Below are 13,479 nucleotides of genomic sequence, written 5' to 3'. Positions count from 1 at the left end.
ATGGCGCTTGGGCGAGCCATACGGCTCTGACGTGCGCAGATGGCTTTTGCTCGCGCGGTCGTGCGGGTCGGATCGCGCCGCTGTCGACCGTGGCTGTCCGCTCTTACGGGCACGCTATGGGCACGGGGCGCGAAGACCGGTGGGCAGAGCGCGTTCTCGGACGGGCACGGTGTTGAGCCGAGTTCGATCGGACGTCGGACGGTCGTGTCTTTGCGGCCGCAGAGGACGACCAGCACCCACAGCGCGGGCGAGCCGAGCGCAACCCACAGCAACCGGCCACCGAGTAGAGCACCACTACGGCGACAGGTGCGGCGCAGGCCGGCGCGGGTCAGGAACCGAGGAGCTTGCGCTTCTGGTCCTCGAACTCCGCTTCCGTGAGGAAGCCCTGGGTCTTGAGCTCGCCCAGCTGCTTCAGCTGTTCGATCTTGCTGGTCATGTCGGAGGCCGCCGGAGCGGACGGCTCGGCAGGAGGCGTCGGCTGCGGTGCGGGCTCCTGGTGTCCCTGCTGGGCCGCCCATCGCCCCTGCTGTCGGCGGGATACTCGGTTCGACACGGCGGTCGCCGTTCCGGCGACGACGGCCGTACGGGCAACCCCTCGGAGGAGTCCCGGCATGGTGATCTCCCTTCTCGCCCCCTGCTCTTCAGGGCGCGGTTTCCACCGCGTCGAGCGCGGCCAGAACCGCGGGCACCGGGATTCTCCCGGAGGCGACCAACTCGGCACCGCCGCGTCGCAGGGCGGCGGCGAACGGCGCGGCCCACAGGTTCTCGTAGATCAGGACGCCGGCGGAGTTGCCGGGTTCCAGGGCGTTGGCTGCCTCCCCGAGGTCGTCCTGGCCCAGCAGGCCGGAGGACGCTCCCTCGAAGACGGCCAGGTCGAGTTCGCCGTTGCCGGTCAGATCGCCGATCTCCAGGCCGGTCACGGATCCGTCGGCGTCCTTCCGGATGAACGTCAGGTCGAGGATCCGGATGAGGCCGCGGTCCACCAGATCGACCAGGAGGGGGAGGCCCTCGCCGGTCATTCGGTTGCCGGGGAACTCGACGACCAGATAGTCGATCGGTCCCGTCATCCCGCCGGATGTGTCGACTTCATCGAATGTGTCGCTCACGGCGTCACCTTCTGGGCTCGTGCCTGCTCCCCCCTGCCATTGCATCACCGCACCGGGTCGGCCGCACGTCGTGCGCGGTTCACTCGTCGGGCGCACACGGGTCGCGCGTTCGGCATCGCACGGATCTTCTGGTGTCCATGGCGCACTCAGGCGACGAGCCGCTCTCGAACCGGGAGCGCAGCGAACTGGATGAACTGCGGCACCGCGTAGGTGCGCTGGAGAGTGGCGCGCGCCCGCAGCGGGCGGCACGGCATCACCCCTTCCGGTCCCGGGCTCCGTCCTGCTGATCCTCTTCGCGGCCTTGCTGTCACTGCTGTCCGTCATCGCGGTCTGGGCGAACAGCATTGTGCGGGACACGGACCGCTACGTCGCCACGGTGGGGCCGCTGGCGTCCGATCCGGATGTGCAGAAGGCGGTCACCAACCGGGTCACCAACGTCGTGCTGGCACAGATCGACGTGGACGCGTTGGTCAAGCAGTTGCAGGACGCCGTGTCGGAGAAGGGTGTGCCGCCGAGGGCGGCCCAGCTGGTCGGCAATCTGGACGGGCCGATCACGAGCGGTCTGAAGCAGCTGGTCAGCGGCACCGTGGAGCGGGTGGTCAGCAGCAGTGCCTTCGAGACGGTCTGGGTGGAGGCCAACCGCAAGGTGCACTCGGCCGTCGACAAGGCCCTGACGGGCGAGGCCGACGGCGCGGTCTCGCTGAAGAACGACCAGGTGGCCATCGACGTGGCACCGATCGTGGCCCAGGTCAAGGAGCGGTTGGTCGGCGCCGGCCTCGGAGTTGCCGCGAAGATTCCGGATGTCCACACGGACTTCGTGGTGGTCCAGTCGAAGGACATCGGCAAGATCAAGACCTATATGAGGGTCCTGGAGATCATGGGCAGTTGGCTGCCTGTCATCGCCCTGCTGGTGGCCGCGGCGGGGGTGTACACCGCGTTCAACCGCCGGCACGCCCTGATCGGGGCGGCGTTGGCGGTGTTCGTGGCCATGCTGTTCCTCGGGATTATACTCACCGTCTTCCGTGACGGCTACCTCGACCATCTGCCCTCCGGCGCGTCCACGGCCGCCGCCGGAGCGGTGTACGACGCGCTGATCAGGTTCCTGCGCGCCGGTGTACGGGCGCTCGGTGCCGTCGCCCTCGTCACCGCCATCGGCGCTTTCCTCAGCGGCCCGTCCGGGATCGCCGTCCTCGTCCGCAACGGCTGCCGCAGGGGCATCGGCGCCCTGCGCGACGTGGCGGTTTCCGGAGGGCTTCGAATCGGGGTGGTCGGGCGGTTCGTACACCGCTTCAAGCGCTGGATCGGGGCCGCGATCCTGGTGGTCGCCGCGATCGTCCTGTTCACCTGAGCTATCCGACCACGATGGTCGTGGTGTGGACCACGGTCATCGTGCTGGTGGGCTTCGCCATCCGTGAATTCCTGGACACCGGCTCAGCCCCGGCCGCCACTGAGCCCCGCACCGCCGCCGCTCCCTGACTGAGACCGCTGTGTGCTCATGCGGGCCCGTGCGGAGGCGACACCCTGCGCGGCTGGCGCTCCTCGGACAGTGGACGTTCCTCGGACATGTCGAAGAGGTTGTCGCGCTGGACCACGCACAGGGCCCAGATGATGAAGCCCGAGATCGCGATCATCACGACCGACCACACCGGGTAGTACGGCAGGGAGAGGAAGTTGGCGATGATGACGAGTCCGGCGATGGCCACGCCGGCGACGCGCGCCCACATCGCGGTCCTGAGCAGGCCGGCGCTGACGATCACGGCGACCACCCCCAGAGCGAGGTGGATCCAGCCCCAGCCGGCCAGGTCGAACTCGAACACGTAGTTGGGCGTCGTGACGAAGATGTCGTCCTCGGCGATGGCCATGATGCCCCGGAAGATGTCGAGCATTCCGGCGAGGGCGAGCATCACGGCGGCGAAGGCCGTCAGGCCGCTTGCCCATTCCTGCTTCGCCGCGTGTGCCGGCTCGGTGTGTGTCGCGGTCATCTCGTACCTCGATTCGTGGTGTTCGTGTGCTCAGCGACCGGGGGTGCGGGTGGTGGAGTCGGCGGGCTCCGCCGGGCCGTGGCCGGTCAGGACCAGTTCCTTGGCCCTGCGGAACTTCTCGTCCGTGATGTCGCCGGAGGCACGGATGTCGGACAGCTTGGCGAGCTCGTCGCCTTCCTGCTGTGCTCACGCCTGGGATATTTCCCGGCGGCCCATGTTCTTGCCGCATGCGATCACGTAGACGAAGACGCCCAGGAACGGCAGCGGGATGGTGAACGCCAGCCAGCCGGCCTTTGCCCAGCCGTTCATGTCGTCGTCACGGAAGACCGTCATGGCGGCGAGTGTGTCCAGGACAGGGGTTTGGACGCAGTGGACATGTCGTGTGCCCTCCTGGTGAGTTTCGAGCCCGAGGGGTGTGAGGCGGAAGGAACCGAGGTCCGCACATCCGGGGCCGCCTCCTCTCAACGGTAGAACCCGTCAGGGCCTCGCGCATGGCGTGCCCATGGTTCGCCGCGCCAGGGCGGCGGGCATGAAGCCCGGGGACCCAGCTGTCATGATCGGTTAATTGCCTGCGGGCGTGACGACACCAGCCTGAACTGCGCAGATGGTGTGCGAACTGCTAACCGAGAATCGCCCGTCGGGCACGCCGACATGCGCAGCGAACCCGACAGGACGAGATTGGAGGTAGCCCGAGGCCCGAAGGTGAACGCGCGGTTGTGCGAGGCCGTATCCGGATCGGAGACACCCATGAAGGACCTCAAGTTCGAGCAGAAGCGCTCCCTGTCGCGCCTTGAGGCGGCTGACCAGCTCACGGCACTGGCAGCCGCGCTGAGGGAAGGTGGGGATGCCGAACTGGAACTCAGCCCCGGAACGCTGAGCCTGTGGATCCCCGACGACCTTCGCAGCGAGCTGGAGATCGAGATCGGTGGTGGGGAGATCGAGTTGGAGATCGAGTTCAAGTGGCCGACCGCACCGACCCGGACAGCGCCGTCGCGGACGGCCACAGGCACGGAGGAGGCCACCACGCGCAAGAGCACTCCCGCAAAGTCGGAGCGCAGCGGTACGAACACCACCAGAAGCAGAGGCGCGAAGCGGTCCGTCACCAAAAAGTCCTGAGCGGTGCGAGGGACCGCTGCTGACGTTGCTCGATCGACTGGGTGCCAGAACTGAATCGCTCCCTGTCGGGCCTCGGCGCCTGTCCGAAAAAAGTACTGGGGGTGGGTCAGCCCCCCAGCAAGGGCTGACCCGCAGGAACCGCACCAGCGTCGTGTGGAGACAATTCACTTGGGTTCGTGCGACAGAGAAGGAGTGGTGTTCGAAACCAGGCCCCGGGGGAGGAACACCGCGGTGGCGAGGCCGACGAGCCCGAGGACCGCCAGAGTGATCATCGCGGCTCCGTAGGCATGGGCGGTGAGGCCGGCGACGAGGATGGTGCCGGCGACCGCGGTGCCGAGTGAGGAACCAAGGTTGGAGACGCTGCGTGACAGCCCGGAGATCTCGCCCTGCTGCTCGTCAGGGAAGCTCGACTGCACCACGTTGACCGATGGGGTCAGACTCAGGCCGAGGCCCAGGCCGATCAGCAGCAGTCCGGGCGCGAAGGCCCAGGCACTCGGCGAGCCGCTTGCCAGGGCCAGCAGAACGCCGACTCCGCCGATCGCGCAATTGGTGCCCTTCCGGTCCGACCAACTGGAGCGCGATCACGGCACTGATCGTCCGCTGTTCTCGTTCCGCCTTTCGCAGTTCACGGTGGTCGGAAGCCACGGTCCAGCCCACAATCCGCCCTTTGCATAAGGGACTTGGTCGCTATTTTTGCGAACAAGCCCAGGCCACTGACCTGGGGTTTCATCATGGAGCGGGTGACGAGAATCGAACTCGCGCTCTCAGCTTGGGAAGCGATGGCGCTTGCGCGCCTCCATGCCAGGTGATCTGTGCCGATGCGGCGTGCCGAAGCGGTTGCGCGGGTCTGGTCGTACCGCTGTTGACCGCGGTTGTCCGCTCTTACGGGCACGCTGTGGGCACGAGCGCGAGGACCGGCGCGCAGAGCGCGTGGACGAACGCCACCGCGCTTGGCCGGGCTCGTTCGGACGTTGGCCGGGGAGCGCCTTCGTACGTGCACAGGGCTCTCGGAAAAGCCTGTCTCCTGCTTACGGACCGAATGGTGCAGCGGCCTCAGAGCAGTCGGCGTTCGGGCCCGGGCTCACTCGTCGGCCTCGGGGCCGCCACCCCTGGAGCGCCAGGCCTGCCGGTCGCGGCGATGCACCCGAAGTCCCGGTCGCGGTGCAGCAGTCCGTTCTTGCGCTCCGGCTGTGGCCGCCACCACGAGGTCGACAACCCTGGTGCCGTCCCCTTCCGGAGGGGTCGGAATTCCGGTCACTGGTAGATCCTCCCGTTTGATTCATCTGATCTTTTTCAGCCACCCCTGATCCACACCGCAGCGGCGGCGAAAGGGGGAGAAACGGGCTGAGTCGGTCGCGCACCCGCGTGGGACGCGGACCGGGCGCCGGACTGGTACCGGCGTTCCGGGCCGATCTGTACAGGTTCTGAGGCACTATCCAGTGGTGCTCCCCTCCGATATCCCGGCTGCCGGTGTCCGGATCGGGGATACCGGATGCCGCACCGCAACCGCAGTGGCTGGAAATGTGTCTTTGGGCGCGTGGCCGAAGCTCCGGGGCGGGTGAGTTTCCGGCAGCACGCGCAGCCTTGGGGGCTGGAATGAACACATGGGCAGTGCCCGGATACACCGAGTCACTGGAGCTCGGATCGGGGGCAAGCGGGCGAGTCGTCCTGGCCGTGCACGAGGACACCGGCGTTCCGGTCGCGGTGAAGTACCTCAGCGAATCACTGCGCACCCGGCCGGGCTTCGTACGCGACTTCAGGGCGGAGGCGCGGCTGCTCGGCGGCCTGGAGAGCCCGTACGTCACCGGGTTGTACGAGTACGTCGAGTGCCCGGACGGCGCCGCCATCGTGATGGAGCTGGTGGACGGTGTCTCGTTGCGGACCCTGCTGACCAGGGAGGGCCCGGTCGATCCCGAGGCCGCACTCGTGGTCCTCAAGGGGTCGTTGCTCGGCCTGGCCGATGCACACCGCGTCGGCGTCGTCCACCGCGACTACAAGCCGGCGAACGTCCTGGTCGTGCCGGACGGATCGTCCAAGCTCGTCGACTTCGGGATCGCGGTGGACGCCGGCACCAGCGTCGGCGTGGCGGGAACCCCCTCCTACATGGCCCCGGAGCAGTGGACCGGCGCGCCCGCCTCTCCTGCCGCCGACGTGTACGCGGCCACGGCCACCTTCTTCGAGTGCCTGACGGGCCACAAGCCGTACGCGGGTGACAATCTCGCCGAACTCGCGCTGCAGCATGTCGACGCGCCCGTCCCCGCAGAGGAGGCCCCCGAGGCGGTGCGGGAGCTGGTCCGGCGCGGTCTGGCCAAGGACCCGCGGGAACGGCCCAGACACGCCGAGGAGTTCGTCACGGAACTCGAGGCGGTGGCCGGCGCCGCCTACGGGCCCGACTGGGAGGAACGCGGCCGCGGCCGGCTCGCCGCGCTGGTGGCCCTGCTGCCGCTGCTGCTGCCCTCGGCCCGCAACGCCCCGCGTACCACGACGGACACGGCACGCACGGTCCTGAGCCCGGGCCGCGGCTGGGCGCAGTCGTGGCGTCCCGGCCGGCCGGGGACGCTGGTGGCCGGTGCGGCCGTGCTTCTGGCCGTCGTCCTGTCCTACGGCATCCAGCACACCCCGGGAGCGGATCCGCAAGAGGCGGCGCAGGCCCTGGCCACCACCAGTGCCCAGCCCGGCGTGGAGCCGGGAGGGCCCACCGGTCCGACCGCGTCGGCGAACTCGTCCCCGTCGGCCCCGACGTCCACCGTGTCACCCAGCCTGTCGCCCTCGGACCCGGCGACTGCCGGCACCGACGAGCCCTCCGCGTCCGCCATCACGGCTCCGGCCCCGGAGACGAGTACGCCCGGCGGGGCGACCACCGAGGCGATGCCGACGACCGCTTCCCCCACCTCGCCGACTGCTCCCGCCGTCAAGGACGTCGCGGTGTCGGGCTTCCAGCAGACGGGTCCGACAACCGGCACGGCAACGATCGACATCACCACGGACGGCACCGGGCCGCTCTCCATCACCGTCTCGTGGTTCACGAGCGACACCGGGGGGCAGCTCGGCACCCCGGACGGTGCGTCCCAGACGTTCGAGCGCAGCGGTGCCACCCAGTACACGCTCACCGTCGACCACACCTTCCAGGGCACCGGCTGCTACTGGGCGGTGCAGGCCACGACCACTCCTGCCTCCGCCGACGGTGGGGCCTCGCAGCAGCTTCAGACCAGGCGGTGTGTCATCCGATGAGCGCTCACAACGACCGCACTCCCGCGTCTGCCGAGGCCTGGGAACCCACCCAGGTGCTCGGCCCCGCCGACGAAACCCGGATGCTCGACCCGGCCGACGACCACACCTCCACCCTCCACCTCGGCCCCACCGACGACCGCGCGCCGAGCGACGAACCCGGCTCCGCCGACGCCGAGTACAGCGCCACGGTGCTGGCCAGCCACTGGATCCAGAGGCCCGAGCCGGACACCACCCGCGTCGGGCAGCCCTCCACGGAGATCCTGCCGCCGCCGCCGACGCTGCCCGACCGTTCCGAAGGCACCGTGCTTCGTTTCGGCCCGGGGGTGACAGCCGCCGTCGCGCACCGCACCCATAGGACGCTGCCCGCGGTGCCGCCGCCTCGCGTGCCCCCGCGCCGACGTCTGCGAAGACACACTCTGCCCGCGCTCGTACTGATCGCCGTCATCGCCTTCCTCGCCTGGCAGCGCCTCGGGCCTTCCGTCGCGGTGCGTACGGCGGCGGTCACGGCCCGGCCGACGGTTCTGGGATGCGACGACACAGCGGACATAGTCGCCCTCGTCGCCACGAACGGCCGGCCGGGCACGCTCTCCTACCGCTGGATCCGAAGTGACGGCACCGCCTCGGGCGTCCTGCGCGAAGTGGTGGTCCGGGGCCAGAGACAAGCACGTCTGCACCTGCTGTGGACCTTCCAGGGCAAGGGCCACTACACGGCACAGGCCGAACTACGGATCCTCTCCCCCACCCACCGCACGGTCACCACCCACCTGACGTACGCATGCCCCTGACGGCCGTCGGCCGGTCAGCCATGGCAGCACGATCCCTGGACATCGGACCGGCCGGAATACGGACCGCTCGCACCATCGAAATCCTCCGCACCGAACGCGGCCTCGCCCAGCGTGAGCTCGCCGCCCGCGTCACCGTCCTGGGCCGTCCGATGACCAACACGATGCTGTCCCGCATCGAACGCGCCCAACGCCGCTGCGACATCGACGACCTCGTCGCCCTCGCCCAGGCCAGCCCTCCGGGTCTCGCCGCTGGCCCTCCTCCAGGGGATCCGCGACGCGTAGCTCAGGCGAGGCCCGCCGAACGGCCTGCCACGCCGAACCACCGCCGAGTAAAGGACCCAACGCCGTTGCGTCGACCCGCAATACCCTCTGCTCTTCCCCGCTCCCAACGCACCGCCTGCACCGCGCAGGAGGTGACCGCGAATGGCTGACCGCCTCCTGACCGTGGCCGAAGCCGGAGAAATGCTCGGCACGGGCGAGCGCTTCGTCCGCCGCCTGATCGCCGAGCGACGCATCCGCTACGTGAAGCTCGGCCGCCCGGTCCGCATCCCCGAGAGTGCGATCAACGAGTACGTCGAGGCGCGCACCGTCGAGCCGGTCCGCCGCATCCGTGCCCGCTACGGGAAGGCGGCCTGATGGCGGCACGCAAGCCGCAGCGGCGGCGCGAGTTCGGCACGGTACGCAAGCTCGCCTCCGGCCGATGGCAGGCCCGCTACCTCGGACCGGACGGCCAGCGGCACAAGGCACCGGAGACGTTCGAGACCAAGTCTGAGGCCCAGGACTGGCTCAACCTCGTCCGCGCGGACATCGAGCGCAATGCATGGTGCGACCCGGATGCCGGCGCGGTGAACTTCGAGAAGTACGCACTGCGTTGGATGGAGGAGCGCGGCCTGGCCCCGACCACGGTCGACCGCTACGACGACCTCCTGCGCCTGCATATCCTGCCGACGTTCGGCGACAAGGACCTGGACGACATCACCCCGCCCTCCATCCGCACATGGCGAGCCGAGCGCCTGAAGGTGACCGGCGCCACCACGGTCGTCAAGTCGTACCGCCTGCTGAAGGCCGTCCTTCAGACCGCGGTCGACGACGACCTCCTCCGCAGCAATCCATGCCGCATCAAGGGCGCCGGCAAGGAGGAGGCCGACGAGCGGCCCACCGCCACCATCGAGCAGGTCTTCGACCTCGCTGACGCGATGGGCCCACGCTGGCGCTTGATGTCCTCCTCGGCGCCTTCGCCTCCCTCCGCCCGGAGGAACTGGCCGAACTGCGCCGTCACAGTGTCGATCTCGACGAATGCTCCCTGCGCGTCACGCAGGCTTCGCCGGAGCTGACCAACGGCAGGCGCGTCACCGGCGACCCCAAGACCCGGGCAGGCAAGCCCACCGTCTACCTGCCCGACTTCCTGCTCCCGGAGCTGCGTCGCCACCTCCAGTGGTTCGCCGAGAAGGAGCGGAACGGCCTCCTCTTCATCGGCGAGAAGGGCGCCCCCTTCCGCCGCTCGACCTTCGACCGCAAGTGGCGCAAGGCGAGGGCCAAGGTCGGTCGGCATGCCGGACAACTTCCGCTTCTACGACCTCCGGCTCACCGGCAACACCCTCGCCGCATACACCGGAGCCAAGCTGAAAGACCTCATGGTCCGCGCTGGCCAGTCCTCGGAGCGCGCCCAACTGATCTACCAGCACTCAACGGCGAAGCACCAGCGCAGGCTCGCTCAGGGCATCGACGCCGAAGTGCGGCAGCAACTGCGCGAGGCAGCGGCGGAGGGAAGGTCGGTCGCGGAAGCGTGACAACACGATGCGCATACGGAACCTGGCCGGACAAATTTCCGGCCAGGTTCCGTGGTCACTTCCTGCGCCTCGCAGGCGATCGGGACTTCAGCCGTCCGCGGGCGCAACCACCCCGTGATGGAGAGGCGCTCCTTGTCGGCGCAGCCGCCCAACGACGGTAGACCCGTTGGGCGGCGAGGACCAGCGCCTCAGCGGGACACAGTGCGCAACCGCTGTTCCAGGAAGGAGACGACGGTCGGCCACGTCGGAGTCACGGGACGGGCCGGCGTGCTGTGCCCGTTGCGGGTGGTCTCCTGGTAGGCACCCTGGCGGGTCTCGTCGTCGGTGAGCATGTCCTCCATCGGCCCGTGCCCGGCTCGTGGGAAGGAGATCAGACGTGCCTCCTCACCCGCGGACGCGAGGGCGTCGTAGAGCAGGCGGCTCTGGTGGTACGGCACAAAGGGGTCCTGCTCGCCGTGGAAGATCAGGAACGGCGGGGTGTGCCGCTTGCCGATGTAGGTGAGCGGGTTCGCCGCGGCGACCTTGCCAGGGCAGGCCGTGATGGTGCAGCCGAGCAGGAGCGACTCGGGTGAGCGGGCGTCGGAGTGGCAGTCCGTCAGCCCGAACGCCGAGTTGAACACCCTGCAGTCGTCCGGCATGTGCGCGTCCATCTGCAGGAAGTCGGTCGGCGGGTAGAACGGCACGGCCGCCTGGACAGCGCTGGACGGCCCGCGCGGGCCGACGTCGCCCTCCAGCTCCGGACGGTCGCCGGTGACCGCGGCCATCGCGGTCGTCCAGCCGCCCGACGAGTCGCCCATGATCGCGACGCGGTGCGGGTCCAGGTTGTACGTTTTGGCGTTCGCGCGCAGCCAGCGGATGGCGCCCTTGATGTCGTACAGCTGCGTCGGGAACTGCGCCTGCCCGCTGGAGCGGATCGCCACGCCCGCGACGGCGAATCCCCGCGGGTTGAGCTGTGCGGCCACCGTGTCGGCGCCGCGGCGTCCGCTGTCCGCCAGCCAGCCCGAGCCGCTGGAGAAGATCACCAGTGGGACCGGCCGCGCGGACCTGGGGACATAGAGGTCCAGCAAGTGGCCTTGAGTGCCGGGCGGTTGGGCGGGTGCGTAGGCGAGGTCCTTGGTGACTTCCACATCGGTCTCCGCTCGGGCGGGGGCTGTGGTCCCCGCAGCCGTGATGAGAGCCACGGCTGCGGCGGCCGCCGCCAGTGCCCGAGGGATGCGCCCCGAGCGCAACCGACCCAGGTGTATCCCTGTGCGTAGCTGCATCGTGCCGACTCCTCTTCGAGGGGGTTCGTGCGAGCTGAAGCCGAATGAAGCGATGGAACGAACGAGACCGGGAGACTGGACGCGGCTGTCCGATGCGCCCGCGCCGACAGTGGCCGTGACGGGTGCCGGGGCCGTGGTGTCACTCCGGCTGATCCGCCGGGCGAGCGACACGGGGGAGAGCGTGAGCACCCGGTTCGTTCGTCTGGTGAAGCGTTATTCACTTTTGGCAGGCATGAGTCTCAGGTCGCGGTGGGCGAGTGTCAATGGTGTTGCGCGAGGCGATTCCCGATCCCCACCCTTGCTCGTACCGGCTGCGACACGGCGTTCCGTGAGGAGTCATCCATGACCAAGAGCGAGTTTCCGGAGGCCGTGACGGCGGCCGGTGCGGTCCGCGGCCGCCGTGAGGGCGGCCTGGCAGTCTTTCGCGGCATCCCGTACGCGCGGCCACCGGTGGGCGAGGCACGCTTCGCGGCGTCGCGACCGGCGGACCGTTGGGACGGGGTACGGGAGGCCTTCGCGTTCGGTCCGCCTCCCCCGCAGGAGCCGTTCGGGCCCGAGGCGGCTCCCGCCGGACCCCCTCCGGCAGGTGACGACTGGCTTACGGTCAACATCTGGACGCCGGACGCCGACCCGGCGGCGCGCCGACCGGTGATGGTGTGGATCTACGGGGGCGCCTACAAGTTCGGCTCCGCCGACGACCCCGCCTACGACGGCAGCCGCCTGGCGCGGGACGGCGACCTGATCGTGGTCACTCTCAACTACCGTGTCGGCATCGAGGGGTTCGCCTCGATCGAGGGCGCTCCCGCGAACCGGGCTCTGCTCGACCAGATCGCGGCTCTGGAGTGGGTGCGCGAGAACATCACCTCTTTCGGCGGCGACCCCGACCGGGTCACCGTCTTCGGTGAATCGGCCGGCGCCGGGTCCATCGCCGCGCTGATGGCCATGCCCCGGGCGCGGGGCCTGTTCCGGCGGGCCATCGCGCAGAGCGTGCCGGGTACCTTCTTCTCGGAGGCGCTGGCCGCGGACATCGCGGAGACCTTGGCCGGTGAGCTCGGCCTGCGCCCGACGGTGGCCGACCTGTCCGGTGTGGACCCGCGCAAGCTGCCCCAGGCGGGTGCCGCGCTGAGTGGTCGGATGCGCGAGTACGTGCACCGCTGGGGTCCGGTCGCCCTCACCCCGACCCCGTTCTCGCCCGTCGTCGACGGCGACGTTCTGCCCACCACGCCGTGGGAGGCGTTGGCGGGCGGTGCCGCACGCGACGTGGAGCTGATCGCCGGGCACAACCGGGACGAGTACCGTCTCTTCCTCATGCTGGGCGGGATGCTCGGGCGGGTGGACGAGGGTCTGGCTTCGATGGCGCTGGGCCTGTTCGGGCCGGCGCCGGACGCCGTGCACGCCTACCGCGCCGCGTTCCCGGACGCCTCGGCGGAGTACCTGTTCGAACTGGTCCAGTCCGACTGGCTGTTCCGCATGCCCTCGCTGCACTTGGTGGAGGCCCAGGTGGCCGGTGGCGGCCGGGCGCACATGTACGACCTCACCTGGTCCGCTCCGGCGAACGGCGGCGCTCTCGGTGCCTGCCATGGCCTGGATGTACCGCTGACCTTCGGTGTGTACGGCGGGCTCGGCGGCATGCTGACCGGACCGGTGCCCTCGCCCGAGACCGAGGCGCTCTCCGCCCGCTTCCGCTCCGCGTGGACCGCGTTCGCGGCCACGGGCGACCCGGGCTGGGCGGCGTACGACAGCGAGCAGCGCCTCGTCCAGGTCCTTGACTCGGAACCGACGGTCGCCGCCTACCCGGAGGATGCCTCCCGCCGCCTCTGGGAGCGGCACACCTTCGCCGCGTTGCCCCTGACGACGGCGTAGCGCTCTCCGCTCCCCACCATCCGGCCCGCGGTCGGTCAGGTCACCACCTGGCCGACCGCGGTTCTTCGACACCGGTCGAGGACCGGCAACAACCACGGCCCCGACACTCGTTGTGCACACGGCCGCTCACAGGCCGATGAGCTGCCGGTTCCCAGCCGGTGGACGTCGCGTAGCGGGCCGACTCGGTCAGCAGGATCATCGCGGTGGCTCTCGCCGCCACGATGGTGGAGCCGCCAGCGGTCACGGCGTCACCCGTGCCGGTGGCGACGGCGCGGGGGACGCCCTCGGCACCGCCCTCGACGGTCTGCCTCCGAAGCGTGGGCTTCACGACCTGGGCCACCGTC

Annotated in this window: 10 protein-coding genes and 4 pseudogenes; 8 read left to right on the top strand and 6 right to left on the bottom strand. The window is 69.7% G+C overall.

Going from position 1 to position 13,479, the window contains the following annotated elements:
- Positions 1–328: 328 nt before the first annotated feature.
- Positions 329–613, bottom strand: a complete 285-nt coding sequence (locus tag OG828_RS23700; RefSeq protein ID WP_328502251.1) for an SHOCT domain-containing protein — start codon at positions 611–613, stop codon at positions 329–331.
- Positions 614–641: 28 nt separating this feature from the next.
- Positions 642–1,067 (bottom strand): DUF6325 family protein, encoded by a 426-nt coding sequence (locus tag OG828_RS23695; protein ID WP_328504924.1) that lies wholly within the window; start codon positions 1,065–1,067, stop codon positions 642–644.
- 176 nt (positions 1,068–1,243) lie between these two features.
- Between OG828_RS23695 and OG828_RS23690 the strand changes: the two are divergent.
- Positions 1,244–2,582: pseudogene (locus OG828_RS23690) on the top strand (hypothetical protein).
- 17 nt (positions 2,583–2,599) lie between these two features.
- Here the strand turns inward: OG828_RS23690 and OG828_RS23685 are convergent.
- Both OG828_RS23685 and OG828_RS23680 read right to left on the bottom strand, forming a co-directional pair.
- Positions 2,600–3,088: a DUF7144 family membrane protein gene (locus OG828_RS23685; protein ID WP_328502250.1), complete on the bottom strand. Its 489-nt coding sequence runs from the start codon at positions 3,086–3,088 to the stop codon at positions 2,600–2,602.
- 30 nt (positions 3,089–3,118) lie between these two features.
- Positions 3,119–3,415 (bottom strand): annotated as a pseudogene (locus OG828_RS23680) (SHOCT domain-containing protein); the annotation flags it as partial.
- A 420-nt stretch (positions 3,416–3,835) separates the two neighbouring features.
- Between OG828_RS23680 and OG828_RS23675 the strand changes: the two are divergent.
- Positions 3,836–4,204, top strand: coding sequence for an amphi-Trp domain-containing protein (locus tag OG828_RS23675; RefSeq protein WP_328502249.1), 369 nt, complete (start codon positions 3,836–3,838; stop codon positions 4,202–4,204).
- A gap of 164 nt (positions 4,205–4,368) precedes the next feature.
- On the opposite strand, the gene OG828_RS23670 is transcribed toward OG828_RS23675, so the two are convergent.
- Positions 4,369–4,743, bottom strand: coding sequence for an MFS transporter (locus OG828_RS23670; RefSeq protein WP_328504923.1), 375 nt, complete (start codon positions 4,741–4,743; stop codon positions 4,369–4,371).
- A 1,057-nt stretch (positions 4,744–5,800) separates the two neighbouring features.
- Between OG828_RS23670 and OG828_RS23665 the strand changes: the two genes are divergently transcribed.
- The 5 genes and pseudogenes from OG828_RS23665 (at position 5,801) to OG828_RS23645 (ending at position 10,010) form a co-directional block, all read left to right on the top strand.
- Positions 5,801–7,435, top strand: a complete 1,635-nt coding sequence (locus OG828_RS23665; RefSeq protein WP_328502248.1) for a serine/threonine-protein kinase — start codon at positions 5,801–5,803, stop codon at positions 7,433–7,435.
- The gene (locus tag OG828_RS23660) at positions 7,432–8,220 is read left to right on the top strand and encodes a hypothetical protein (RefSeq protein ID WP_328502247.1); all 789 of its coding nucleotides are present in this window, start codon (positions 7,432–7,434) and stop codon (positions 8,218–8,220) included. Before OG828_RS23665 ends, OG828_RS23660 begins: the two co-directional genes overlap by 4 nt.
- A gap of 20 nt (positions 8,221–8,240) precedes the next feature.
- Positions 8,241–8,502 (top strand): annotated as a pseudogene (locus OG828_RS23655) (helix-turn-helix domain-containing protein).
- 141 nt (positions 8,503–8,643) lie between these two features.
- Positions 8,644–8,856 carry a helix-turn-helix domain-containing protein gene (locus OG828_RS23650; RefSeq protein WP_328502246.1) on the top strand — a complete coding sequence of 71 codons (213 nt, stop codon included), beginning with the start codon at positions 8,644–8,646 and terminating at the stop codon, positions 8,854–8,856.
- A pseudogene (locus tag OG828_RS23645) lies at positions 8,856–10,010 on the top strand (tyrosine-type recombinase/integrase). The gene OG828_RS23650 and the pseudogene OG828_RS23645 overlap by 1 nt, the downstream one beginning before the upstream one ends.
- 188 nt (positions 10,011–10,198) lie before the next feature.
- Here the strand turns inward: OG828_RS23645 and OG828_RS23640 are convergent.
- Positions 10,199–11,272 carry an alpha/beta hydrolase gene (locus OG828_RS23640; protein ID WP_328502245.1) on the bottom strand — a complete coding sequence of 358 codons (1,074 nt, stop codon included), beginning with the start codon at positions 11,270–11,272 and terminating at the stop codon, positions 10,199–10,201.
- Between the two features lie 342 nt (positions 11,273–11,614).
- On the opposite strand from OG828_RS23640, the gene OG828_RS23635 reads away from it, so the two are divergent.
- Positions 11,615–13,135, top strand: coding sequence for a carboxylesterase/lipase family protein (locus OG828_RS23635; protein WP_328502244.1), 1,521 nt, complete (start codon positions 11,615–11,617; stop codon positions 13,133–13,135).
- Positions 13,136–13,479: the final 344 nt, after the last annotated feature.

This window comes from Streptomyces sp. NBC_00457, assembly GCF_036014015.1.
Taxonomy (GTDB): domain Bacteria; phylum Actinomycetota; class Actinomycetes; order Streptomycetales; family Streptomycetaceae; genus Streptomyces.
The sequence above is the reverse complement of the archived record's forward strand: the minus strand, read 5'-3'. Positions and strand labels throughout refer to the sequence as shown.